Here is a 25,345-nt window from a genome sequence, read left to right on the forward strand (position 1 = left end):
TTTGCCGATTTTCGGTCCGGTCGGCCAGTCTTTCCGCCATGCCTGACGCAATGCCCGCCGAGACGGGTCGTTGGTTCCTTGCCGAAGGCATCGACGGCATTCCCCCTCGGGTGCGCATGGAAGGGGCGTTCCTGCCGCGGCCATTGCCGTCCATGGTGCGGCTGCTGCCCCAGACCTACCGCATTCTCGCGGAGGCCGAACAGGCAATTGGAAGGCTCGACGAGGCCGCGGCGCGGTTGCCCAACCGGGCCGGGCTCGTGCGGTTGGCGCAGCTGCGCGACGTGCAGGGTTCGGGAGAACTCGGCGGCGTGTTCGGAGCATTGCGGGAACTGCTCATCGCGGATTTGCCGGGTGCGGCGGGAACGGCGGCGGTCGACCTCGGTCTGCGGCGATATCTGCGCGCCAACGACGAGGCGGTGGCCTGGGTCCGCGCGGGCGGCTCGATCAACCTGGCGTTGCTCGGTCAGCTCGGCTCGATCCTCGACGGCACGGCAGCGTCGCTGGGGCACATCGAGGGCGACGAGGTGACCGAGGTGTCGTGGCGCACTAGCCCGGGTTGGCTTGGTGGCCCCGATCCAGGCGACGCCTACCTCGTCGCCGCACCGCCGGGCGCCGAACTGCAGACCAGTGGCATGCAGTGGTCGGCGTGGGTGGACTCCGGCTGCGAGGCGCCGCTGCTGGCCAGGGTCGCGCTGGGGCACTACCAGCTGTCCGTGCTCTCGCCGGTCGCGCACGCGGGCCACCTCTCCCGGCTGTACATCACGCTCGCGCTCATTCGGGAAGGCGCGCTCGCCGACCCGCTGCTGCCCGTCTCGGAATGGCTGAGCGGGCACCGGGACGAATACCGGGACCGGATTCTGGACATGGTGCACAAGGGTGACCTCGACGGATTCCTCGTATTCTTCGCCGAGGGCGTCGCGGACCTGTGCCGGAACCAGCTGCGATTCATCGACCGGGTCGAAGGAATCTGCGAGGAACACCTCGGCAGGATCGGCAGGCGCATGGACGGAATCGTGCGGGTCACCCGCGACCTCGCCGCCACCCCGATCACCACGAACCTGCAGATAGCGCAACGCTGCGGAATCACGGTGCAACAGGCCGCCAGCCTGACGAAACAACTCCAGCGGCTCGGCGTGGTGCGCAGCATGAACGGGCGCGGCCACCCGCAGGTTTTCACGGTCCCGGACGTGCTGGACCTTTTCGAGTTGAGCTACCCGACCCCGCCGGAGGGCGACGACGAGGTGTTCGAGAGGTAGGGGAAGTCCGGGTCGTCTTCCGGCTCGGTCGCCAGCAGCGCACGGACCCGGTTCGCCGCGTCCTCGTCGACGTCGACGAGCATGGCCAGTGCCCGGCTCCACCGGCGCCGCGCGGCGGCGTGGTGGCCCTGCTCCCACCGCGTGCGCCCGCACCACACGAGAACGCGGGCGTGGTCCGCGGGCGCCGCGCCTGTCCGGCCCATCAGCTCGTCGGCCTGGTCGAAGTGGTCCATGGCCGAACGCACCCGGCCCGCGGCGTGCATCGTGGTGCCGACCTCGGCCAGCCCGGCCGCCGTCCCGGCCGGATCACCGGCGCCGCGGCGCACGTCCACGAGCCCGAGGTACGCGTCGACGGCCTTCCCCAGCCGACCCCAGTCGCGGTACAGGGAACCCAGCGCGCTCAGCACCCGGTCCTGCCCCGGCAACCCCTCGCGGCGCGTGACCGCGAGCGCGCGCACCCACCGCTCCTCGGCCCGCACGCGGTCGCCGTACTCCGCGAACGTCGCCGCACCCAGGTGCAGCAGGTCGGCCAACGCCACCGGATCCCGGTCGGCGACGGCGAGCGCCTCCCCGGCCTCGGCCAGTTCGGTCCACCACCGCGGCTCCCGCACGAGCCGGGCAGCGGGCCAGACCGCCGCCGCCAGCCGCGTCCCCAGTCCACGCGCTCCTTCGCGATCACACGCGAGGACCGCGGCCACCACATCCGCCCGACGGGCGGCGAGCCACGCCAGGACCCGAGCGGGCTCCTGCCCGTCGAGGTCCACCGCCTGGATCAGGTCGAGGACGCGTTGGTGCTCCGACATGTCACCCACCTGCGTCACCGTACGACCTGCCACCGTCAATGACGGCCTGGCGTACAGGGTGAGTCGCCGAGGACCACTCTTGCGACGAGGTCACGCCCTCGGCGCGGCTCGAACAGCATCCCGCGCGACACGGCAACGAGCACGGAGGCGGGTCTGGGGTCGCTGCCCGGGGAATCGCGGCGAGTGGCCCGGTTCGCGCTGTCCGCGAACGCGGGTCACCCAGAGCGAGTGCCCCCGGCAGGACTCGAACCTGCGACCCAGAGCTTAGAAGGCTCCTGCTCTGTCCGCTGAGCTACGAGGGCATGAGACAACCGGCCGCCGAGGCGGATGGCTGTCCCAGTGTCTGATCGTTCGTGGACGCTCTGGCGTTTCTCCTTCTGGCCAAGTCGGCCCGAGGTCACATCGCCGCCGCGGTCGAGCCGCGCGCCTGGAGGTCCACTCCGATGGTGACAGGTCTGCCCGGTCTGGCGCCGCCGAGCATGCGTAATGCCAGCTCACCGGCCTGCTTGCCCTTGGCGACGAGGTCCTGTCGCACGGTGGTCAGCGGCGGATCGCTCCAGTTGGCGGCCGGGGTGTCATCGAAGCCCACGATGGAGACCTCTCCCGGCACGGACAGCCCGAGCTCGTTCGCGGCGCGGATCGCGCCCAGCGCCAGCTCGTCGGACATGCAGAGCACCGCGGTCGGTCTCGGTTCGAGGCCGAACAGCCACCTGGCGCCCTCCCTGCCCAACTCGCGCGCACTTCCCGGCGCCTCCCAGAACGGCACCGCGTCCGCGACGATACCGTGTTCGGCCAGGGCTTCCAGGTAGCCGGCGATGCGGTCGAGGGTGACCTCGAAGTGCGCCTGCTCGATCCTCTGTGGACCGACCGGCCCGCTGACGCCGTCCGCGCTCAGACCGAGGCCGACGACGCCGACCCGGCGGTGTCCCAGGGCGGCGACGTGCTTCGCGGCGAGGTACGCGCCGCCCCGGTCGTCCACCCGCACCCGTGCCGACCTCGGTACGGCGGGCTGGTCGACCACCACGAGCGGCAGGTCGCGGGCCCGCACCGCCTCGAGTGCCGGTGCGTTGTCCGGCAGCGAGTAGGCCACCACCACGTCGGTCTGCGCCCGCATCACCGCCTGTGCGCGCGGTCCGTCGCCGTTCAGGCCGGGCAGGAGCAGCAGCGACCGCTCTCCGCTGTCCACTGTCGCGGACAGGGCGTCGAGCATGATCGACAGGGCCGGGTCGGAGAACGCGGAGGACAGCCCGTCGCACAGCATGAACGCCACCGAGCCCGCCTGTTTCGTGGCGAGGCTCCGCGCGACCGGGTCCGGGCCCGCGTAGCCCAGCTGCTTCGCGGTCGCGATGATCCGTTCGCGCAGCGCGGTGGAGAGCTGGTCGGGCCGGTTGTACGCGTTCGACACCGTTGCCCGGGAGACGCCGACACGCTGGGCGATCGTGTCCAGCGTCGGTCGCCTTTCCCGGTCGTGGCTCACCGCACAAGCCTACGACCAGGTGCTTCAGCAAACTCGTAGCGCTTGCTGAAGCGCTTCAGTACGATGGCTCGCGAGGGGTACAGGGAGGAGCTGCGGGTGCGTTCGGGGCGGCTGTCGGTGTTCATCGTCTTCGCGCTCAACGGCGTGGTGATCGGCTCGTGGGCGCCACGCATGCCGACGCTGGCCGAGCAGATCGGCGCCGGTGCCGGCGTGCTCGGGCTTGCGCTGCTGGGCGCGAGCGTCGGCATGATCGCCGCCGCGTCACTCACGGGTCGCCTGTGCGCGCGGTTCGGCGCCAGGGTGATGGTCCTCGGGTCGGCGCTCGCGACCGCGGCCGTCCTGCCGGTCCTCGCCATGGTCGGCTCACCGCTGCAGCTCGGGCTCGTCCTCGTGCTGCTCGGCGCTTCGGTCGGCGTGCTCGACGTGGCCATGAACGTGGCCGCCGTGACCGTCATCCGCCGCACGGAACGCCCGCTGATGCCGGTCTTCCACGCCGGGTTCAGCTTCGGTGCGCTCGCCGGCTCGATGGGCGCCGCGTTCGCCGCGGGTCACGACCTCGGCCTTGTCCCGCACTTCTCCCTCGTGGCGGTCGCCACCGTGCTGGTCACGGCCGGGGTGATCAGGTTCGTGCCGCGCGAGGAGGCCGTCGCCGGCACCGCCGGGCACACCACCCGCGACCGCCGCATGCTGCGCCGCCCGGTCCTGTGGCTGCTCGGCCTCATCGCGTTGTTCTCCGCCATCGTCGAGGGGGCCAGCGGCGACTGGTCCGCGCTGTTCGGGGTCCGCGAGCGCGGCATGTCCGAGGCGGCAGGAGCGATCACGTTCTCGGTCTTCTGCGTCGCCATGGGCGTGGTGCGCCTGTTCGGCGAGCAGATCGAGCGCCGCTTCGGTGCCGTGAAGGTCCTGGTCGTCGGCTCGCTGATGGCGGGCGCCGGGCTGATCATGATCGCGATCGTGCCCGTGGCGTGGCTCGCCTACGTCGGGTTCGCGCTGGCGGGCGGCGGTCTCGCGTTCGCGTTCCCGGTGGCGCTCGACCTCGCGGGCGCGGTCGGCAGGCGTGGTGACGGGACCGGTGGCGAACGGGAGATCGGCTTCGTCACGACCATCGCCTACTCGGGCTTCCTGATCGGCCCGCCCATGATCGGCGGCGTCGCGCAGCTGACCAACCTGGAGTTCGCCATCGGCTTCGCCGGGGTGATCGCGCTGCTGATCGCACCGGTGGCGATCGCATCGGCCGCCGCCCGCAGGCGGGAGGCCGGGGCGGCCGAGCAGGCCGGGGAGGCGGTCGCACCGGCGACGCTCTAGGCACCGGTGACTACAGTCAGAGCGTGTCCGTCGACAGCACCGCGAAAACCGTTCACTCGCGGATTCCCAGCGTCGTACCGCTGATCTTCGTAGCGGCGCCGTTCGCGGCACTGGTCGCCGTGGTGCTCCTCAGTTACACGGCCCCGGACGTGACGCTGGACGTGCAGTTCGGCGCGGCGGTCCGGGTGGCCGCCGAGGCCGGTGCCGTGCTGACCGTCGGGTCGCTGCTGTTCGCCGCATTCCTTGTGGCACCCCAGAAATCGGGCGTCATCGGCGCTGGTGGCTACGCGGCGCTGCGGACCGCGGCGTGGTCGGCGCTCGTGTGGTTCGCGGGCGCGGTGGCGTCCGTCCCGTTCCTGGTCGCCGACGCGGTCGGGCGCCCGGTGTCGGTGATACTGGCTGACTCGGCGCTGATGTTCGAGCTCGTCGGAGCGCTCGAGCAGGCGAAGTCGTGGCTGATCACCGCGGGGATCGCCCTGTTCGTCGCGATCGCGGCGTTCGTCGTGCTGTCGTGGGGCTGGGTGACCGCGCTGTTCGGCCTCAGCGTGTTCGGTGTGCTGCCGGTGCCGATGACCGGGCACTCGTCGTCGGGCGGCAACCACGACCTGGCCAGCAACAGCCTGGTGTTCCACCTGGTCGCGGCGTCGCTGTGGGTCGGCGGGTTGGTCGCGCTGATGATGTACGCCCGGCGGTTCCAGCGCGGTCCGGCGATGACCGTCGCCGCCACCCGGTTCTCCGCGGTGGCGCTGGTGTGCTGGATCGCGATGGCGGCCTCCGGCGTCATCAACGCCTGGGTGCGCGTGCCACTGAGCGAGGTGTTCAGCACCCACTACGGCCTGCTGGTGATCGCGAAGATCGTCGCGCTGGTGCTGCTCGGCGTGTTCGGCTACGTCCACCGGGAGCACAGCGTCCGCGCCATCCGGGAAGGCGGCACCAGCAGGCTCCTGGTGCGGCTCGCCGCGGTCGAGGTGCTCGTCATGTTCCTCACCATCGGCATCGCGGTCGCGCTGGCCCGCACCCCGCCGCCGCAGCTCGACTACCTGCCCGGCCAGGTCGAGCTGCAGCTCGGTTACCCGATCGAGGGCCCGCCGACGCTGGTGAACCTGCTGACCGCGTGGCGGTTCGACCTCATCTTCGGCACACTCGCGATCGTCATGGCCGTCCTGTACCTGATGGGCGTGCACAAGCTGCTGGCCAGGGGCGACCAGTGGCCGATGGGCCGGGTGGTGGCCTGGCTCGGGGGCTGCGCGGTGCTCCTCTTCGCCACGTCGTCCGGCATCGGCCGGTACGCGCCCGCCATGTTCAGCGTGCACATGGAAGTGCACATGATGCTGTCCATGCTGGCGCCGGTGCTGCTGGTGCTCGGCGGGCCGGTCACGCTGGCGCTGCGTTCGCTGCCGGTCGCGGGCAGGGACGGGGTGCCGGGACCGCGTGAGTGGCTGCTGGCGCTGGTCAGGTCACCGCTGTCGCGGTTCCTGACGAACCCGGTCGTCGCGCTCGTGCTGTTCGTCGGCTCGTTCTACGTGCTGTACTTCTCCGGCCTTTTCGACTGGGCGCTGGACAAGCACTGGGCGCACCTGCTGATGAACGCCCACTTCCTGCTGGTCGGCTACCTCTTCTACTGGCCGGTGATCGGCATCGACCCGTCGCCACGCAGGCTGCCGCATGTCGCGCGCCTGGGCATGGTGTTCGCGTCCCTGCCGTTCCACGCGTTCTTCGGCGTGATCCTCATGGGCATGAACACGGTCATCGGCGAGAGTTTCTACCAGCGGCTCGCGCTGCGGTGGAACGCCGACCTGCTGTCCGACCAGCGGCTCGGCGGCGGGATCGCGTGGGCGGCCGGTGAGCTGCCGCTGCTGATCGTGCTGGTCGCGCTGCTGGTCCAGTGGGCCCGCGCGGACGACCGGGAGGCCCGGCGGCACGACCGCCGGGCCGACGCCGAGGGCGACGACTCCGACCACGCCGCCTACAACGCGATGCTGAAGAAGCTGTCTGGTCCGCCTCCCCGGAATTAGCAGGGTCGGTCCCGACCCGGCGACACCGGCGGACCGCAGGTGGTTGGTGGCCGGGTGCCGTCACATTCCCTGAGGTAGCTGCTGAGCAGGCGCGGACCTCAGCACAAAGATCCACAGGGCAGGTCGAGCACCAGGTTTGCGGGACGCGTCGACCGCGTAGGTCGCGAACACCAGCGGTTGTCGAACCATGCCGGGCGGCTACCACGGCCCACCGACTATTCCGTCGTGCCGCCCGCTGCCGACCGCCACTTGTCCACAGCCGCACCACTCATCCACAACCCGCCGGTAACCACCGGCAAGCCAGGGCCTTCCGCGGCACGCTGGTCCCATGTTCGAAACACCGATCACCGTGACCGGCCGGGTCGTCACCGACGTGACCACCCGCATGACCTCGACAGGAGCCAAGGTGTCCAGCTTCCGCATCGCGTGCCAGGAACGCCGTTACGACAAGGAACAGCAGACGTGGGTGGACGGCGACCGCCTGTATGTCGGCGTCACCGGCTGGCGCCAGCTGGCGGAGGGAATGGGCGCACTGGAGAAGGGCGACCACGTGGTGGTGAGCGGCCGCCTGAAGGTCAACGAGTACACCGCCGAGGACGGCACCCGCCGTGCGGGCCCAGAGATCGACGCCAGGGCGGTGGGCCCGGACCTGGCCTGGCACACCGTGATCGTCAACCGCCGGTCGTGGGTGAGCGCGGAACAGCTCTCGCTGCTCGGCGCGCCCGGCCAACCCGGCGGACGGGGAGAGGAGGTGGCCGAGGCGGCCTGACGTCGCGCCTCCCGCATCGGCACTCCGCCCGCTCGGGTGAAGCGCCCAGGGCCCGAAAGGAGTTGATCAGGCAGCCCCTGCCGACGGGCTCCCTCCGGCGGGAGGAGACCGCCTGACCCGACATCGTTCGCGGAGGCAAAACAGCCACACCGCGGTCATGCCCGACCAGCGGCCGCTCTACGATCGCGCCCATGGCCGAGTTCATCTACACCATGAAGAAGGTGCGCAAGGCGCACGGGGACAAGGTCATCCTTGATGACGTCTACATCCAGTTCTACCCCGGGGCGAAGATCGGGGTGGTGGGCCCCAACGGCGCGGGCAAGTCCAGCGTGCTCAAGATCATGGCGGGGTTGGACCAGCCGAACAACGGTGAGGCGTTCCTGTCCCCCGGATACACGGTCGGCATCCTGCAGCAGGAGCCGCCGCTGAACGAGGACAAGACCGTCCTCGGCAACGTCCAGGAGGGCGTCGGCGAGATCCACCAGAAGCTCATCCGCTACAACGAGATCGCCGAGCAGATGGCGACGGACTACTCGGACGAGCTGATGGAGGAGATGAGCAAGCTCCAGGAGGACATCGACCACGCGGACGCGTGGGACCTGGACTCGCAGCTCGAGCAGGCCATGGACGCCCTGCGCTGCCCGCCGCCGGACGCGGACGTGACGGTGCTGTCGGGTGGTGAGCGCCGCAGGGTGGCGCTGTGCAAGCTGCTGCTGTCGAAGCCGGACCTGCTGCTGCTGGACGAGCCGACCAACCACCTGGACGCGGAAAGCGTGCTGTGGCTGGAGCAGCACCTTTCGCAGTACGCGGGCGCCGTCCTCGCGGTCACACACGACCGGTACTTCCTGGACAACCTGTCGCAGTGGATCCTCGAGCTCGACCGCGGGCGCGCGCACCCGTACGAGGGCAACTACTCCACCTACCTGGAGAAGAAGGCGGAGCGGCTCGCGGTCCAGGGCAAGAAGGACCAGAAGCTGCAGAAGCGCCTGAAGGACGAGCTGGCGTGGGTGCGGTCGAACGCGAAGGCGCGGCAGACCAAGTCCAGGTCCCGTCTCGACCGGTACGAGGAGATGGCGGCGGAGGCCGAGCGGACACGCAAGCTCGACTTCGAGGAGATCCAGATCCCGCCGGGGCCGCGCCTGGGCAACATCGTGGTCGAGGTCGACAAGCTCAAGAAGGGCTTCGGTGACCGGGTCCTGATCGAGGACCTGTCGTTCGACCTGCCCCGCAACGGCATCATCGGCGTGATCGGCCCGAACGGCGTCGGCAAGTCGACGCTGTTCAAGACGATCGTGGGCCTGGAGAAGCCGGACGCGGGCGAGGTCAAGGTCGGCGAGACGGTGAAGCTGTCGTACGTCGACCAGGAGCGGGGCGGTATCGACCCGAAGAAGAACGTGTGGGAGGTGGTGTCGGAAGGGCTGGACTACATCCACGTCGGCCAGGTCGAGATGCCCTCCCGAGCGTACGTCAGCGCGTTCGGGTTCAAGGGTGCCGACCAGCAGAAGCCCGCCGGCGTGCTCTCCGGTGGCGAGCGCAACCGGCTCAACCTGGCTCTCACCCTCAAGCAGGGCGGCAACCTGATCCTGCTCGACGAGCCGACGAACGACCTCGACGTGGAAACTCTTGGCTCGCTTGAGAACGCGTTGGAGCAGTTCCCGGGCTGTGCCGTGGTGATCTCCCACGACAGGTGGTTCCTCGACCGCGTCGCGACGCATATCCTCGCGTGGGAGGGCACAGACGAGAACCCAGCCAAGTGGTTCTGGTTCGAGGGCAACTTCGAGGGCTACGAGAAGAACAAGATCGAGCGCCTCGGTGAGGAAGCCGCCCGCCCGCATCGGGTCACCTACCGCAAGTTGACCCGCGACTAGGTTGGGGGTGCGGTGGCGGCGGCCTGGAACGACCTACCGGCGACCGGTGGGCTGCACGAGTGCGCCGCGCTCGTGAGCTCGGCGGAGGCGCTCCGCGTGAGCGCGCCGGAGCTCAGTGTCCAGCTCGCAAGGCGCGCGTTGCTGGTCGGCGCCACCGACGCCTCGGCAGGCACCACCAACATCGGTGAGGCCACGGACCTCTCGATGCGGGCGCAGGCGCTGCTCGCATCGGGACTGGTCCGGATCAGCCAGCACGCGAAGGCCGTCGAACCCGGGTTCGCGGCACTCGCGCTGGCCGAGTCCGGCGGTGTTTCGGACGTCGCCGCGCAGGTGCGGATCGACTTGGCGGCGTGCGCTCAGCAGGTCGGCGAGCCGCTGCTGGGCGGGGCGATCCTGCGTCCGGTGCTGGAGGCCCCGCACACGCCGCCGTCGCTCCGGGCGGCCGCGCTCGGCAGGCTCGTCGGTTGCGTCGGACACGTGGCACGGCGCGACGACGTGGAGGACGCGCTCGCCGAGGCCGACCGGCTCCTCGCCGCGGACGACACGATCAGCACGGACGTGCGGCGGATGGAGCGGGCCCGGCTCGCCGTGCGGTCCGCGAGCTACCACCGCTGGTACGGCGACACCGAGGACGCGGTCACCTCGGCCCGTGAGGGGCTGAACCTGCTGACCAGGTTGCGCACCGACCTGCGGTCGGAAAGCGACCGGCTGCGGGCGCGGCTGTCGCTGGAGCTGGTGTGCGGCCTGCTGGACGAAGGTGAGTCGCGGGAGGCGGAACACGCCGCGCACCCGACGGTCGACGAGCCGGTGCGCGCCACGTCGGCCGCGTCGGTCGGCAGGCTGATGCTGGCGCTGGCGTCGCGGGTGTACCTGCCGTCCGGGCAGATCGACCGCGGCAGGCACCTGCTGGACCAGGCCGCGTGGCTGGCGGAACGGCACGCCCTCGACGGCCTGCGTGCGGACGCGCTGACCGAGGTGTCCCGCCTCGACGAGCAGGCGGGCAGGGCCGCTGCCGCACTGGAGGCGATGCGGACGGCACGCGCGGCCGAGCACCGCCGCATGCGTGCGATGTCGCGTGCCGCCCGGCACGTGCTGGTGGAGGTGGGCGCCAACCACGGCGTCCGCGACACCACACAGCAGTCGGTGGCCGCGCTGATGCGTCAGCTCGCGCACCCGGCCGGGCTGCCTGCCGCGGTGGCCCCACCGGCACAGGTAGCGCAGGCCAAACCGGTCAGGGACCCCCAGACCGTGCCGGCCGCTCCGGAACTGGCCGGCACGATCGCCATGGACGACGAAGGCACCCGCCTGCTCGACCGGGAGGCGCTGTTCCGCAGGCTGCGCTCGGGCGAACGGCCGGTCGCGCTGACCCTGGTCCGCTTCGAGCAGAACCACGACGGCGACAAGGCGGCGGACCGCGGCCCGGACACGGGCACCATGGCCGGCCTCGCGGACAAGGTCCGCGACATGGCCCCCGACAACGCGGAGGTGGCCCGGTCCGACGGTGGTGAACTGGCCGTGCTGCTCCCCGCCACCACGAGGGACCAGGCCGAGGAGTTCGCGGCGACGATCCGCGAGTCCGACTGGGTCGGCGCAGGCGGCAAGGACATGAACATCAGCACCGGGGTGGTGCAGACAGACCAGCCGACAACGGACGCGGCGGACATCCTGACCGCGGCCCGCGACGCGCTGACCCCGGCGCAGACCTCGCCCGACGCGCCCCCGCTGACGAACACCCCGGCGGCACCGCGCTCGGCCCTGTCGGAGGAAACCCCGACCACGCCGCTGACCCACCCGAGACCGGGGGACCAGACCACGCAGACAGGCCGCTCGATCCTGAGTTCCCTGAGCATCACCTCCGGCAGCGGTGGCCGCAGAAGAGCAGGCGAAGAGCAACCCCCGGGCGCGACGTCGCGCCGGCCCGCCGAACCGGCGGAAGCCCCCCGCTGGACGAGAGCGGAACGCCGTGCCCACCGCGAGGCGACCCAGCCCATCACCCCGCCCCCGGCCGACCGGCCGGCCCCGCCAGAAGAACCGGGCCAGGGCAAACGAGCGGCCACCCCGACAAGACCCCCGTTCAGCGAAACCCACACCGCCGAGCCCGCCGCCGCCACGAACCGCCCCGGCCTCCCTACTCGCCACGGCCGCCCACCCCACCACGAGACCGCGTCCCAGGCGAACAACGAAAACCAGCACTCGTCCGACGTCCGCGATCCCGCGACCCCCAACGCAGCGGACCCCTCCGCGAGCATGAGCGCGCCGACGAACGCCGAAGACCCAGGCACCCCAGAAGTGTCCACGCGCCCGGCGACACGTCATTCCCCGACGACGGCGGACCCGGCCGGTGAGGCGGGGGCCACGGCCGGGCCGGACGCGTCGAATGCTGCTGAGCCGGCGGCCCTGGGGCGCCGGGCGAAGCGGCACTCCTCGGCTGCCGGTTCTGCCGAGAGTGCGGATTCTGCGGCCGGGTCGAGTGGTTCGGGTGCTGGTGAGCCGGGGGCTTCGGACGTGGCCGGTCGCTCGGCGAGCCGCCATTCGCCCACGACGGACCCGGCTGGGGAGGCCGGATCCGCGGCCGGGGCGGGTGTGCCGCGTGCTGGTGAGCCGGACAGCTTGAGTCGTTGGGCGAAGCGTCATGCTTCGGCCACCGGTGCTGCCGAGGAGGCGGGCAACACGGCCGGGTCGAGTGGTTCAGTCGCTGGTGAGCCGGGGGCTTCGGACGTGGCCGGTCGCTCGGCGAGCCGCCATTCGCCCACGACGGACCCGGCTGGGGTGGGTGTGCCGGGTGCTGGTGAGCCGGACAGCTTGAGTCGTTGGGCGAAGCGTCATGCTTCGGCCACCGGTGCTGCCGGAGACGCGGGTTCCGCTGCCGGGCCGGACGTTTCGGGTGCCGCTGAGCCGGGGGCCCCCGGTGTTGCTGGTCGGTCGGCGGTGCCTGGTTCCGGGGACGCCGCTGAGGGGCGGGACCTGCCCAGGCATTCGGCTGGCGGTGAGTCGGCGAGTGCCGAGAGTGCGTCTGGTACTTCGGGTGGCAGTTCCGCCGACGACGCCACCTCGGGTATGGCGGTGACCTGGGATTCCGGGGACGGTGGGGTCTCGTCCGGGCTTGCCGGGTTGTCCAGTGGGGGGATTCTGCGTGGGTCGGGTGCGGGCGCCGCGTCCTCCTACGAGGAGACCAAGGCCGAACTGGCCAGGATGATGTCCGCCCTCAACGCGAAGTCGCTCGCCGCGCGGGGGAACAACGGCGCGCGCCGCTCGCCTGACCCCGAGCCGCCTGCCCCGCCGGAGCCACCTAGGCCGCCCACGCCCGAGCCGCGGCCCGCAGTCGAGCCGGAGCCGCCGGCCGAGCCGGAACGAGCAACGGCGCCGGAGCCCGAGCCGGGGCGCACGGCCGCGCCGGGGCAGCGGTCCGGGCTCATGGCTGCCTTCGACGCGCTCACCGGGCCCGTTCCCGGACTGCAGGCCGCGTTCGACGACGCGCCCGAGCTGCCCGCTCGCAAGCCCGCGCAGTCGTGGGCCGAGCTGCGGTCCGCGGCGACGGTCGAATCACCAGCCGACGACCTCTTCGGGGCCGAGGCCGACGACACGCCGAAGCCACGGTCCTCGCTGAGGGACGCTTTCGCCGAGTTCGGGGTGGCCGAGAAAAAGGTCACAGAACCGGTCAAGGAAACGGTTCAGGAGACAACGTACGACGAGTCGATCGGGCCGCGACCGCGGCCGGCGGGCCCGCTGCGGCGGGGGGAGAAGTCCTCCGCGACGATCGCGAGTCTGCTGACCGAAGCGCTCGCCGCATACCAGTCCACGGCCGAAGACGTCGAATCCGACGGTGCTCCGGAGCGGTTCGGCTCCTTCGCCGGGGACGACCCCGAGCGAGGTCGGCCGGGGGCCAGCGGGCGGCACCGGTCGACCGAATGACACGCCGGGGCCCGTCGTACCGTTGCCCCGTCGCCCTCGCGTGATCGCTTAGTGTGTGTGCCGCATGTGGCACACCGTCGTGCCGCCAATCGTGGAGTCGTCTGAACATGAGCTCGACCGGAACCCGCACCCGCACCGACAGAACCGGTGGGTTGGACCGGACAGAAACCGAGGAAAGTCCCGAGCAGCGCAGGGACGATCTCATCGAGCAGGCCGCGTCGGCCGCCCCGGACATGGCGGACCTGATCCGGCTGTACTACCGGTACATCCCGCCGGAGGAGGTCAACGACACCGATCCGGTCGATCTGGTCGGGACCGTGCGCACGCACCGTGATCTTGCCGCACGCAGGGTGCCCGGCAGGCCCGCGGTCCGCGTCTTCAACCCGGACGCCGACGCCGACGGCTGGCGCACCGCGGGCACCGTGGTGCAGCTGGTCAACGACGACATGCCGTACCTGGTCGAGTCGGTGAGCGCCGAACTGGTGCGCAGCGGCCTGCAGGTGCACCGGGTCATCCACCCGATCGTGGTCGTCAGCCGGGACGTCACCGGCGGCCTGCGGGACATCCTCACCGACGCCGAGGCCGACGACCCGCCCGCGGACGCGCTCGCGGAGTCGTGGATGTCGATCGAGGTCGACCTCATCACCGACGCCGACCGCAGCCGCGAGATCGAGAACCGGCTCCTTTCGGTCCTCAACGACGTCCGCGAGGTCGTCGAGGACACCGACCGCATGGCGGGCACCGCCCGCGCACTCGCCGACGAGCTGGAGGCCAGTCCGCCGGTCGACGAGGCCCTGTCCCTCGAAGGCGCCGAACTGCTGCGCTGGCTCGCCGACGGCCACTTCACCTTCCTCGGCTACCGCAGCTACGACCTGGTCCGCGACGAGAGCGGTGGACGCGCGCTCAAGGCCGTCCTCGCGAGCGGCCTCGGTGTGCTGCGGCAGGACAGCCTCGCCACCCGCAACCTCACGGCGGGCCCGGACGCCAGCGTCGACGCCGTCTCGCCGGACCTGCTCGTGCTCACCGAGGCGTCCGCGCCGTCGTCGGTGCACCGCTCGACCTACCCGTACTACGTCGGCATCAAGACCTTCGACGAGGACGGCGCCGTCACCGGCGAGCACCGCTTCCTCGGCGTGTTCACGATCAACGCGCTGCACGAGGACGTGCTCGACATCCCGGTCGTGGGCCGCCGCGTCCGCGAGGTCATCCACCGGGCGGGCTTCCCGCTGGAGTCCTACACCGGGCAGAAGATGCTCGAGGTCATCCAGAACTGGCCCCGTTCGGAACTGTTCTCCACCAACACCGACACGCTGTACCAGACGACGACCGGCGTGATCGCGCTCGCCGACCGGCGCCGCCTGCGGCTGTTCCTGCGCCGCGACCCGTACGGCCGGTTCTTCTCCTGCCTGGTGTTCCTGCCGCGCGACCGCTACACCACCACCTCCCGCCTCGCGATGACGGAAGTCCTCATCGACGAGCTCGGCGGGGTGAACCTGGAGTTCTCCACCCGCATCGGCGAGACCCCGCTGGCTCAGGTCCACTTCACGGTGCACACCGACCCGGCGGTGTCGACCGACGTCGACGTCAACCGCATCCAGGAGCGGCTGACCGAGGCCGTCCGCACCTGGGACGACCGTCTGGTCGAGGCCGTGTTCGCCGAGCAGCGCGAGCGGGTCGACAGCGGCGCCCGCCGCCAGGGCGACATGGTCGCCGTCGGCGCCGAGTCCGCCACCGAGCAGGGCCTGCGGTTCGCGAGCGTCTTCCCGGAGGGCTACAAGGAGGACTTCTCCGCCACCGAGGCGCTCACCGACCTGCGCAGGCTGGAGGGGCTGCGTGCCGGGGGCGGCCTCGACATGTCGTTCTACCGGCCCGCCGACGCGAAGCCCGGCGAGCGCCGTTTCAAGCTGTACCTGGCAGGCGAGGGCGTCACGCTGTCGCAGATGCTGCCGGTGCTGCAGAACATGGGTGTCGAGGTCGTCGACGAACGGCCCTACGAGCTGCACCGCGAGGACGGCACCCGCTGGTGGATCTACGACTTCGGCCTGCGGGTCGACGAGGCGGTCGTCGAGGAGAGGACCGCCGAGCAGCAGCAGCGTCAGCGCACCCTGTTCCAGGACGCGTTCGGCGCGATCTGGCGCGGTGACGCCGAGTCCGACCGGTTCAACTCGCTCGTGCTGCGCAGCGGGCTGAGCTGGCGGCAGGCCGCGCTGCTGCGGGCGTACTCCCGTTACCTGCGGCAGGCGGGCGTCCCGTTCGACCAGGGCGATGTCGAGGACGCGGTGCTCGACCACGCCGAGGTCGCGATCGCGCTGGTCCGGCTGTTCGAGACCCGCTTCGACCTGGCGAAGGCCGACGAGGTGCGCGACCGGGCGATGGAGTCGCAGATCGCCGAGATCACCTCGATGATCGACGAGGTCAAGAGCCTCGACGCGGACCGCATCCTGCGCAGCCTGCTCGCGCTCGTCAGGGCCACGCTGCGGACCAACTACAACGTCCGCGGCGAACGCGGCGAGCCGCGGCCCTACCTCGCGGTCAAGCTCGACCCGGCGCAGGTCATCGACCTGCCCGACCCGAGGCCGAAGTTCGAGATCTTCGTGTACTCGCCCCGGGTGGAGGGTGTGCACCTGCGGTTCGGGCCGGTCGCGCGTGGCGGTCTGCGCTGGTCGGACCGCCGCGCTGACTTCCGCACGGAGATCCTCGGCCTGGTCAAGGCGCAGGCGGTGAAGAACGCGGTCATCGTGCCGGTCGGCGCGAAGGGCGGGTTCGTGGTCAAGCGCCCGCCCGCGGGCGACGACCGCGAGGCCTTCATGGCGGAGGGCATCGCCTGCTACCGCATGTTCATCTCGGGCCTGCTCGACCTGACCGACAACCTGGTCGCGGGCGAGGTCGTGCCCGCCCGCGACGTGGTCCGCTACGACGAGGACGACACCTACCTGGTCGTCGCGGCCGACAAGGGCACCGCGAAGTTCTCCGACATCGCGAACGAGGTCGCCGCGAGCTACGGTTTCTGGCTCGGCGACGCGTTCGCCTCCGGCGGCTCGGTCGGCTACGACCACAAGGCCATGGGCATCACCGCCCGCGGCGCGTGGGAGAGCGTGAAGCGGCACTTCCGCGAGCTCGGCAAGGACACGCAGACCGAGGACTTCACGGTCGTCGGCATCGGTGACATGGCCGGCGACGTGTTCGGCAACGGCATGCTGCTCTCCGAGCACATCCGCCTCGTCGCGGCGTTCAACCACATGCACGTGTTCATCGACCCGAACCCGGACGCGGCGACCTCCTACGCCGAGCGGAGGCGCCTGTTCGACCTGCCCCGCTCCAGCTGGGAGGACTACGACCCGTCGCTGATCAGCGAGGGCGGCGGCGTGTGGCCGCGCACGCTGAAGTCGATCCCCGTCAGCGAGCAGGCCCGGGTCGCGCTCGGCCTGCCAGAGGGCGTGACGAAGCTGTCGCCGCCGGAGCTGATGAAGGCGATCCTGCTCGCGCCCGTCGACCTGCTGTGGAACGGCGGCATCGGCACCTACGTGAAGGCCGGGACCGAGTCGCACGCCGACGTCGGCGACAAGGCCAACGACGCGATCCGCGTCGACGGCGCCGACCTGAAGGTGAAGGTCGTCGGCGAGGGCGGCAACCTGGGCCTCACGCAGCGCGGCCGCATCGAGTTCGCGAAGGCGGGCGGCAAGGTCAACACCGACGCGCTCGACAACTCGGCCGGCGTGGACTGCTCCGACCACGAGGTCAACATCAAGATCCTGCTCGACCAGCTGGTCGCGGGCGGCACGCTGGCGAACGAGCAGCGCAACGAGCTGCTCGTGGAGATGACCGACGAGGTCGCCGCCCTCGTGCTGGCCGACAACTACTCGCAGAACGCGGTGCTCGGCGTGAGCCGCGCTCACGCGGCGTCGATGCTGACCGTCCTCGCGCGGCTGGTCAACGACCTGGAGGCGAAGTCCGGCCTGGACCGCGGGCTGGAGGCGCTGCCGACGAAGGCGCAGTTCCGCGACATGGACAAGAAGGGCGAGGGCCTCACCTCGCCCGAGCTGGCCACGTTGCTCGCGCACGTGAAGCTGCGGCTCAAGCAGGAGGTGCTGGCCTCCGAGCTGCCCGACGCGGACGTGTTCGCCCGCAGGCTGCCGGAGTACTTCCCGACGCAGCTGCGGGACCGGTTCGGTGCCGCCATCGGCGACCACCCGCTGCGCCGCCAGATCACGACGACGCTGGTGGTCAACGAGGTGGTCGACGGGGGCGGCGTCTCCTACGCGTACCGGCTGACCGAGGAGATGAACGCGTCCGCGACCGACGCGGTGCGCGCGTTCACCGCCGTCACCAAGATCTTCGACCTGCCCGGCCTGTGGCGGGACATCCGCGCACTGGACAACGTGGTGCCCACGGCGGTCGCCGACGAGATGATGCTGGAGACCAGGCGGCTGCTCGACCGCGCGTCGCGCTGGCTGCTGTCCAACCGGCCGCAGCCGCTCGCGGTGGGTGCCGAGATCAACCGGTTCGGCAAGGTGGTCGCCGAGCTCGCGTCCGAGGTGCCCATGCTGCAGCGTGGCGCGGAACGCGAGGAGGCCGCGCAACGGACCGAGGAGCTGGTGGCCGACGGCGTGCCCGTCCACCTGGCCCGGCGGATCGCCGCGCTGCTCGACGGGTACGGGCTGCTGGACATCACCGAGGTCGCCGAGCTGGCCGACCGCGACGGGCTCGACACCGAACACAGCCCGCGCGAGACCGCCGAGCTGTACTACGCGCTGTCCGAGCACCTCAACATCGACTCGATGCTGACGTCGGTCAGTGCGCTGGAACGGGGCAACCGCTGGCACGCGCTCGCACGGCTCGCGCTGCGGGACGACCTGTACTCGTCGCTGCGCGAGATCACGCTCGACGTGCTGCGCCAGAGCGACCCCGGCACCTCGGCCGACGAGAAGATCGAGAACTGGGAGCGCAGCAACTCCCGGCGCATCTCCCGGTCCCGCGAGTCCCTCGAGGAGATCCGGCGGGTCGGCAAGCCCGACCTCGCGACACTGTCCGTCGCCGCCCGGCAGGTGCGCAGTATGGTTCGGTAGTGGGTCTCTTCATCACCGAGGTGCGGCCGCGCTGGTCGGACATGGACGCGTACGGTCACGTCAACCACGCCAACACGGTGACGCTGCTGGAGGAGGCCCGCGTCGCGCTGTTGTTCACCGAGGCGGCGCGGCAGGGCGCCGACGGCATGGCGCGCGGTGTGGTGGTGGCCAGGCTGGTCGTGGAGTACTTCGTGCCGCTGGTCGCGGACGGCACCCCGGTGCGGGTGGCGATGTCCGTGCGCGAGATGCGGCACGCCGCGTTCATCCTCGACTACCAGGTCTACAGTGGACAGTCGGACGACCAGGTCGCGGTGACCGCCCAGACGCTGCTCGTGCCGTACGACACGGCCAGCGGCAGGCCGCGCAGGCTCACCGAGAACGAGCGCGACTTCCTTGCCGCGTACCGAAGTGGGAGTAACGGTGCCTGAGCTGACCTTCGCCGACCCGTCCGAACGGGACGACCTCGGCGCGTTCGTGGCCCGCGCGGTGCGCCTCGACGGGCAGACCGTGGTGCGGCTGCGCAACCGCGACGGCGGCCGCATGGACGCGTGGGTGGCGACCCCGTTCGACGTGCTCGCCACCAGGACCGTGCTCGGCGCCATGGAACCGGGCGACGTGACGGTGTCGGGCAACGAGCTGCTCGCGGCGCTCGCGGTGTCGCGGGCCGACCGGGTCGACCCTGGCCGTGTGGTGGACATGCAGTGGCGGTCCGCGCTCCCACCGCAGGCGCACTGGCAGGTGGTCGAGGAGCAGTTGCCTGCGAAGGTCGTGTCGGAGCTGACCGAGCGGGGCCTCGAGGTCGCGCGGGAGAACCAGGGGCCGCACGGCACGCCGCCCGCGTCGCTGCTCGACCAGACGGTGCTGACGGTCTCCGGTGACGGCCTCGATGTGAAGATCCCGATGCGGTGCCTGTTCGCCATGTCCGGCATGGGTTTCATCGGTTCCGGCGACGACGAGCACGTCCGCGTCACGGCGACCGACGCGTGGCTGCGCATCGACGCGCGGTTCGGCGCGGTGGTGCGCAGAAGGCACGCGTTGCTGCCGCTGCTCGTCTGAGCGTGGTTCGATAGCGGTATGAGCGAGCCAGAGGACCCGGCACGCCGGTTTCTGGACCAGACCGTGCCGAAACACGACGAATGGGACGGCCGGGAGCCCGACGACGGCCCCGCGCGGCCGCGACACGTCCAGCATCCCGAACCAGTGGAGACGTTCGGCGCCAAGCAGCGCCGTACCAGCACGATCCGCAACCTCGCGTGGGGCGTTGGTCCCAGCGCGGCGTTCGTCGCCGGTGCCGCCCTGTCCGACGACGACGTGGACATCGAGGTGTCCGGCAACTTCGGCGACGCGGGCAGCGGCCTCTAAAAGCCCTCAGAACACAGGAACGCGTTGCGCGGATCCCTGTGCGAAAGCCCGAGCCTGACCAGCAGTGACCTCAGGGGAACGTGACGACACCCAGCCACGTTCCACTCTCGGTAACTGTGCCCGCGCCGGAACGCAACCCACACTTGAAAGCGCGGGGAGGCGGGCGAGCTCAGACCAGCCAGGCGGCGGTGTCGGGGGGCAGCAGGCCGTCGGCGAGCGCGCCGCTGGCCAGCAGCACCTCACCCGCCGGCAGTGGCACCGCGTTCTCGGACGCGTTGAGCACGCACACGAGCCCGCCGCCCTTGCGGCGGTACGCGAAGCAGCCCTCCGGCGCGCCGTACCACTCCAGCTCCGCACCCGCGAACGCCGCGTGTGTCTTGCGCAGCTCGATCGCGTGCCGGTACAGCGACAGCGTCGAGTCCGCGTCCTCCAGCTGCCGCTCCACGGTCAGCTTCGCCCAGTCCTGCGGCATCGGCAGCCACGTCGACGTGCCGGGCGAGAAGCCGAACGGCGGCTCGTCACCCTCCCACGGCAGCGGCACGCGGCAGCCGTCGCGGCCGCGTACCTCGCCGCCGGACCGGAAGTACTTGGGGTCCTGGATGGCCCAGTCCGGCAGTGCCACGTTCGGCAGGCCGAGCTCCTCGCCGTTGTACAGGTACACGACGCCGGGCAGTCCCAGCTCGACGAGCGCCATCGCCCGCGCCCGCTGCCTGCCCTGGTGCCCGTCGCCGTAGCGGGTCACCTCGCGTGCCACGTCGTGGTTGGACAGCGTCCACGTCGGCGGCGCACCGGCGGTGGCCGCGGTCGCCAGCGACGCCTCGATGGCGGTGCGCAGCGCGGCCGCGTCGAACGGCGCCAGCACCAGCCGGAAGTTGAACCCGAGATGCAGCTCGTCCGGCCGCAGGTAGCGGGCGAGCCGCTCGTTGTCGGTCACCCAGATCTCGCCGACCGCCATCGCGCCGGGGTGCTCGTCGAGCACGCGGCGGACCAGCCGGTGGATGTCGTGCACGCCGTCGTCGTCGAACCTGGGGTCGAACAGGTCGTGCTGGCCGATCTTGTTGCCGACGCGCAGGTCCATGTCCGGCAGGTCGGCGGGCTTGGCCATGCCGTGGGCGACGTCGATGCGGAACCCGTCCACGCCGCGGGCGAGCCAGAACCGCAGCGTGTGCTCGAGGTCGTCGCGGACCTCCTGGTGCGCCCAGTTCAGGTCGGGCTGCCGCACGTCGAACAGGTGCAGGTACCACTGGCCGTCGTCGACGCGGGTCCACGCGGGACCCCCGAACACGCTGATCCAGTTGTTCGGCGGCCCGTCGCCCCGGCCGGGCCGGAAGATGTAGCGGTCCCGGGCTGGGCCGTACGGGTCGGCGAGCGCCTCGGTGAACCACACGTGCTCGTCGCTGGTGTGGTTGGGCACCAGGTCGATCGTGATCTTGATGCCGTGGGCGTGCGCGTCCGTGACCAGCCGGTCGAACGCGTCGAGGTCACCGAACAGCGGGTCGACGTCCCGCGGGTCGGCCACGTCGTAGCCGTGGTCGGCCATGGGGGAGCGGAAGAACGGGGTCAGCCACAGCGCGTCGACGCCGAGCAACTCCAGGTAGCCGAGGCGGTCGCGGACGCCGTCCAGGTCACCGACGCCGTCACCGTCCGAGTCGGCGAACGAACGCACATAGACCTGGTAGAAGGTCGCGTCGCGCCACCAGTCGGAGGCGTCCCTTGGGGTGTCCCCGGCTCTACGCACAATGGGTCATCCTGCCAGTCCTCGGGGGGACGCGAACAGGAATTCGGCGTTCCGGCTACGTCCAGCTGTTCATCAGGCTGTTCGCGGCCATCTCCAGGTAGCCCCACAGCTGGCGCCGATGCTCCTCGGACAGACCCGCCTCGTCCACCGCTGTTCGCATGCAGCGCAGCCAGGCGTCCCGTTCGATCGGGCCGATCGCGAACGGTGCGTGGCGCATCCGCAACCGAGGGTGGCCGCGGCGCTCCGAATAGGTGTGCGGGCCGCCCCAGTACTGCATGAGGAACAGCCGCAGCCGCTCCTCTGCCGGCCCCAGGTCCTCTTCTGGGTACAGCGGGCGCAGCACCTCGTCCCTGGCGACCTCCTCGTAGAACCGCGCGACGATACGGTGGAAGACCGCCTCGCCGCCGACGGCGTCGTAGAAGCTCGCTACTTCCTCAGGTGTCGGTGTGGCCACGTTTCCATCCTGCCATCCGGGTTCAGCCCTCCGTGGCCGGGAAGCGGTGCATCACGGGGCCCTGGATTCCGGCGTCCTCGAAGGCGGCCATGATCTGCCCCCGCAGCTGCCGCTGCACCGCCCACTGGCGGCCGGGTCGCACCTTGACGGTCGTCCGCAGCATGATGCCCTCGGTCGCGGACACCCGCTCGACGCCGAGCACCTCGGGTGGTTCGAGCACGTCGCTGGAAAGGGGCTCGACCTCGGCGGCCTCGGAGGCGACCCGGCCGAGGATGTCGGTGGCCTGCCCGACGTCCGCGCCGTAGCCGATCGGCACGTCGACCACCGCGACGGCGAAGCCCTGGCTGGAGTTGCCGACGCGGAGGATCTCGCCGTTGCGGACGTACCAGACGGTGCCGTTGATGTCACGCATGGTGGTGATCCGCAGGCCGACGGCCTCGACGGTGCCGGACGCCTCACCGACGTCGACGACGTCGCCGACGCCGTACTGGTCCTCCAGCATCATGAAGACGCCGGACAGGAAGTCCCGGACGAGGTTCTGTGCGCCGAACCCGACGGCGACGCCGAGGATGCCCGCGGAGGCGAGCACCGGCGCGAGGTTCACGCCGAGCTCGGCCAGGATCATCATGAACGCGATCCCGAACACGAGCACCGACGTGATCGACTTGAACACCGAGCCGATGGTCTTCGCGCGCTGCGCTCGTCGTTCGGACAGCAACGTGCCAAGTGCCTGCGGCGCGCGTTCCCGCAGCGGCCGCAACAGGGTGGGCACCCTGCCGCCGCTCGCGCGGGTGAGCCGGTCGATCAGTTTGCGGGCGAGGGACCGGATGACCATCGCGACGACGAGGATCATGATGATCGTGAGCGGCTTGGCGACGAGCCAGTTCGCGGACGAGGCGAGCCACTGGTCTTTCGTCAGGTTGTAGACGGTGTGGCACCAGTTGTCGCCGAGCTCGCAGGGTGGCGCGTCGAGGTCGAGGGACAACTCCGAAACAGTCACGGGCCCGACGATAACGGCGCGGCAACGACGCCCGTGCAGGGGCCGGTGTGACAGAGATCGCGATCCCTGGCTCCACAAGGGATTCCCGGCCCCACCACGAAAGCGCGTGCGCTTTCCGGGGGCGCCATGCCCTGGAAGACGCTTTCGTAACACTCGACGCCCGGAAAAGCGTCGTCCAGGGCAGCGGCGGGCGTCCGCGCCGGACACGTCGCACAACACACGTGCGTTCCGGGGGTGATCTGTGGTCTGCTATTGATGCCAGATCCGGTGGAGGTGGTCGCGTGCCCGACCGACATCCGACTCCGATCGGCGCCGCCCGTGGGCCGGCGTCGCGGACGCCCATGCGTCCGCATGCCGAACCGTCGGATGCAGGCGCGCCCGAGCCGCCCAGTGGCGTACCGCCCTGGGGCAAGCGCCGTGTGCTGTTGCTGAACACCACCTTCGAGCCCCTCACCGCGCTCCCGCTGCGTCGAGCGGTGGTGCTGGTGGTGTGCGGCAAGGCCGAGGTGGTCCACGGCGACCCGACCGGGATCGTGCTGCACTCCGCGAGCGACAGCGTCGTGGTCCCGTCGGTGATCCGGCTCTCCACCTACGTGCGGGTGCCCTACCGGGCCCGTGTGCCGCTGACGCGGGCGGGCCTCATGCACCGGGACCGGCACCGCTGCGCCTACTGCGGTGGCCGCGCGGAGACCATCGACCACGTGATCCCGCGCAGCCGCGGCGGCGAGCACACGTGGCAGAACTGTGTGGCGTGCTGTGTGAAGTGCAACCACCGCAAGGCCGACAAGCTGCTCTCCGAGCTGGGCTGGCGGCTGCGGGTGGTGCCCAGAGCGCCGCGCGGGACGCACTGGCGGCTGCTCGCGGGCGTCGTGGAAACCGATCCCCAGTGGCTGCCTTACCTGGGAGAGCCGGCCGCGTAGGCCGGCTCTCCTGTGCGATCGGCGAGGACGCGACCTAGGACGCGGTGACCCGCGTGCCCAGCGTCACCCGCGTGCCCCTGGTGACGCGGGTGCCCGCGGTGACGCGGGTGCCCCTGGTGACCCGCGTGCCGCGCGTGACCCGCGTGCCTGCCGTGACCCTCGTGCCTGCCGTGACCCTGGTGCCTCGGGTGACGCGGGTGCCGCGTACAGCGCATTGGTCCGAACGGGTGATGATCGACAGGCTGGTGGTCTGCATGACGGGGACTCCTCGGCGATACAGGCACGGAGAGTGCGCGGGGAAGGGACCGCAAGGGCCGTACAGGTGAAAAGCTATGAGGTTGGAGAGTAATCGACAAGTCGTAAAGCGTGACGATGCGATGTCGTTCTGTGTGTTGACGCCGTTCGCCCGGCGTGCCTGGGCCCGTTGCACGAACTGGGCGGCGCGCGCACGGCCCAACGTCGCTGCCGGGCTCGCAGTAGCGGTCACCCACTGTGATCTCACGCCGGTCCGCCTGCTGCCGAGTGTCGCGGTCCGGGTGGTGCTGGGTAGTGTGTCGCGCGTGAGCGTCGTGCAGACACTTCTGATCTACGCGGTGATTCCGCTGGCCATTTACGGCCTGGTGGCGTTGCTGACCCTGCGGGACAGGTTCGCGAAGGCGCCGAGGTACCGCCCTGGACAGCCATGGGAGTACCCGGCGGTCTGGTGGACCGCGAACCCCGCGGGTGCTGACGCGTCCGCCGTTCCGACCGGTGGCGGCAAACCGCGCCCCACGGCCAAGGGAGGTGCTCGTGGCAGCTGGTGAGCTCGTTCTGCACGGCAAGCCCGGTGACGTCGTCGACGAGGACGTCGAGCACGGACATGCCGCGGTCGTGACCGCGAGCGGCCGCGTTTCGGTCGCGAGGGAGTTCGTGCCGGCCAAGCCGGAGCTGCCGTTCAACTCGGTGCAGCTCGCCCGCCTCGACGAGGCGCTGACGCTGTCCGCCCGCACCACGGGGCTCGGGTTCAGCGTCTACCTCGGCGAGCTGGGCGAGGACACCCGCGCGACGGCCGAGCAGCTGCACGCCGAGTCCGGCGAGACCGCGCCGTCCGTGGTGCTCATCGCCGTGTCACCCGGCCAGCGCAGGGTCGAGATCGTGACGGGCGCGGACTCCAGCCGCCGCCTGCCCGACCGCGCGTGCAACCTGGCGGTCATGAGCATGGTCGCGTCCTTCAAGGAGGGCGACCTGACCGGCGGCCTGGTGAGCGGCCTGCGCATGCTCACCGACCAGGCAGGCACAAAACACTAGAACCAACACAAACGCCGCGCCCTCCACCCCCGGAAGGCGCGGCGTTCCCATACCCACAAAACCCGCGAGTCCCCCGTTGGGAACCCGCGAGTCCCCCGTTCAGGACCGCTGAG

Annotated in this window: 19 protein-coding genes and 1 tRNA gene; 13 read left to right on the forward strand and 7 right to left on the reverse strand. The window is 70.9% G+C overall.

Annotated features, from left to right (window positions below):
• Positions 1-38: 38 nt before the first annotated feature.
• Positions 39-1,256 (forward strand): Fic family protein, encoded by a 1,218-nt coding sequence (locus ACFPCV_RS32445; protein ID WP_378060572.1) that lies wholly within the window; start codon positions 39-41, stop codon positions 1,254-1,256.
• Here the strand turns inward: ACFPCV_RS32445 and ACFPCV_RS32450 are convergent.
• The 3 genes from ACFPCV_RS32450 to ACFPCV_RS32460 form a co-directional block, all read right to left on the reverse strand.
• Positions 1,211-2,068 carry a hypothetical protein gene (locus ACFPCV_RS32450; protein WP_465251577.1) on the reverse strand — a complete coding sequence of 286 codons (858 nt, stop codon included), beginning with the start codon at positions 2,066-2,068 and terminating at the stop codon, positions 1,211-1,213. The genes ACFPCV_RS32445 and ACFPCV_RS32450 overlap by 46 nt on opposite strands.
• 220 nt (positions 2,069-2,288) lie before the next feature.
• Positions 2,289-2,361, reverse strand: a tRNA-Arg gene (locus ACFPCV_RS32455).
• A gap of 95 nt (positions 2,362-2,456) precedes the next feature.
• Positions 2,457-3,536, reverse strand: a complete 1,080-nt coding sequence (locus tag ACFPCV_RS32460; protein ID WP_378060574.1) for a LacI family DNA-binding transcriptional regulator — start codon at positions 3,534-3,536, stop codon at positions 2,457-2,459.
• 96 nt (positions 3,537-3,632) lie between these two features.
• Between ACFPCV_RS32460 and ACFPCV_RS32465 the strand changes: the two genes are divergently transcribed.
• The 9 genes from ACFPCV_RS32465 (at position 3,633) to ACFPCV_RS32505 (ending at position 19,833) form a co-directional block, all read left to right on the forward strand.
• Complete coding sequence (locus ACFPCV_RS32465) at positions 3,633-4,841, forward strand: MFS transporter (protein ID WP_378060576.1); 1,209 nt, start codon at positions 3,633-3,635, stop codon at positions 4,839-4,841.
• 23 nt (positions 4,842-4,864) lie between these two features.
• Entirely contained in the window at positions 4,865-6,856 is a 1,992-nt protein-coding gene (locus tag ACFPCV_RS32470; RefSeq protein ID WP_378060578.1) for a bifunctional copper resistance protein CopD/cytochrome c oxidase assembly protein, read from the forward strand.
• Positions 6,857-7,184: 328 nt separating this feature from the next.
• Positions 7,185-7,625: a single-stranded DNA-binding protein gene (locus ACFPCV_RS32475; protein WP_378060580.1), complete on the forward strand. Its 441-nt coding sequence runs from the start codon at positions 7,185-7,187 to the stop codon at positions 7,623-7,625.
• A gap of 191 nt (positions 7,626-7,816) precedes the next feature.
• Positions 7,817-9,493 (forward strand): energy-dependent translational throttle protein EttA, encoded by a 1,677-nt coding sequence (ettA, locus tag ACFPCV_RS32480; RefSeq protein WP_378060582.1) that lies wholly within the window; start codon positions 7,817-7,819, stop codon positions 9,491-9,493.
• A 12-nt stretch (positions 9,494-9,505) separates the two neighbouring features.
• Positions 9,506-13,405 carry a hypothetical protein gene (locus ACFPCV_RS32485; RefSeq protein WP_378060583.1) on the forward strand — a complete coding sequence of 1,300 codons (3,900 nt, stop codon included), beginning with the start codon at positions 9,506-9,508 and terminating at the stop codon, positions 13,403-13,405.
• Between the two features lie 107 nt (positions 13,406-13,512).
• Complete coding sequence (locus ACFPCV_RS32490; RefSeq protein WP_378060585.1) at positions 13,513-18,471, forward strand: NAD-glutamate dehydrogenase; 4,959 nt, start codon at positions 13,513-13,515, stop codon at positions 18,469-18,471.
• Positions 18,471-18,899, forward strand: a complete 429-nt coding sequence (locus tag ACFPCV_RS32495) for an acyl-CoA thioesterase (RefSeq protein ID WP_378060587.1) — start codon at positions 18,471-18,473, stop codon at positions 18,897-18,899. The genes ACFPCV_RS32490 and ACFPCV_RS32495 overlap by 1 nt, the downstream gene beginning before the upstream one ends.
• Complete coding sequence (locus tag ACFPCV_RS32500; RefSeq protein WP_378060589.1) at positions 18,892-19,527, forward strand: DUF8010 domain-containing protein; 636 nt, start codon at positions 18,892-18,894, stop codon at positions 19,525-19,527. Before ACFPCV_RS32495 ends, ACFPCV_RS32500 begins: the two co-directional genes overlap by 8 nt.
• Positions 19,528-19,545: 18 nt before the next feature.
• Entirely contained in the window at positions 19,546-19,833 is a 288-nt protein-coding gene (locus tag ACFPCV_RS32505) for a hypothetical protein (RefSeq protein WP_378060591.1), read from the forward strand.
• 169 nt (positions 19,834-20,002) lie between these two features.
• On the opposite strand, the gene ACFPCV_RS32510 is transcribed toward ACFPCV_RS32505, so the two are convergent.
• The 3 genes from ACFPCV_RS32510 to ACFPCV_RS32520 are packed head-to-tail and all read right to left on the reverse strand — an operon-like array spanning position 20,003 to position 23,025.
• On the reverse strand, positions 20,003-21,571 hold the full coding sequence (locus tag ACFPCV_RS32510) for a glycoside hydrolase family 13 protein (RefSeq protein ID WP_378060593.1): 1,569 nt from the start codon (positions 21,569-21,571) through the stop codon (positions 20,003-20,005).
• 55 nt (positions 21,572-21,626) lie between these two features.
• Positions 21,627-22,025, reverse strand: coding sequence for a globin (locus ACFPCV_RS32515; protein ID WP_378060595.1), 399 nt, complete (start codon positions 22,023-22,025; stop codon positions 21,627-21,629).
• A gap of 22 nt (positions 22,026-22,047) precedes the next feature.
• On the reverse strand, positions 22,048-23,025 hold the full coding sequence (locus ACFPCV_RS32520) for a mechanosensitive ion channel family protein (RefSeq protein ID WP_378060597.1): 978 nt from the start codon (positions 23,023-23,025) through the stop codon (positions 22,048-22,050).
• 341 nt (positions 23,026-23,366) lie between these two features.
• Here ACFPCV_RS32520 and ACFPCV_RS32525 point away from each other — a divergent pair, with 341 nt between their 5' ends.
• Complete coding sequence (locus ACFPCV_RS32525) at positions 23,367-23,945, forward strand: HNH endonuclease (protein WP_378060601.1); 579 nt, start codon at positions 23,367-23,369, stop codon at positions 23,943-23,945.
• Between the two features lie 34 nt (positions 23,946-23,979).
• Here the strand turns inward: ACFPCV_RS32525 and ACFPCV_RS32530 are convergent, their stop codons facing one another.
• Positions 23,980-24,201, reverse strand: a complete 222-nt coding sequence (locus tag ACFPCV_RS32530; RefSeq protein WP_378060603.1) for a hypothetical protein — start codon at positions 24,199-24,201, stop codon at positions 23,980-23,982.
• Between the two features lie 304 nt (positions 24,202-24,505).
• Between ACFPCV_RS32530 and ctaJ the strand changes: the two genes are divergently transcribed.
• Both ctaJ and ACFPCV_RS32540 read left to right on the forward strand, forming a co-directional pair.
• On the forward strand, positions 24,506-24,748 hold the full coding sequence (ctaJ, locus tag ACFPCV_RS32535) for an aa3-type cytochrome oxidase subunit CtaJ (protein ID WP_378060605.1): 243 nt from the start codon (positions 24,506-24,508) through the stop codon (positions 24,746-24,748).
• On the forward strand, positions 24,735-25,232 hold the full coding sequence (locus ACFPCV_RS32540; RefSeq protein ID WP_378060607.1) for a DUF5130 family protein: 498 nt from the start codon (positions 24,735-24,737) through the stop codon (positions 25,230-25,232). The genes ctaJ and ACFPCV_RS32540 overlap by 14 nt, the downstream gene beginning before the upstream one ends.
• Positions 25,233-25,345: the final 113 nt, after the last annotated feature.

This window comes from Actinophytocola glycyrrhizae, from assembly GCF_042653545.1.
GTDB lineage: Bacteria > Actinomycetota > Actinomycetes > Mycobacteriales > Pseudonocardiaceae > Actinophytocola > Actinophytocola glycyrrhizae.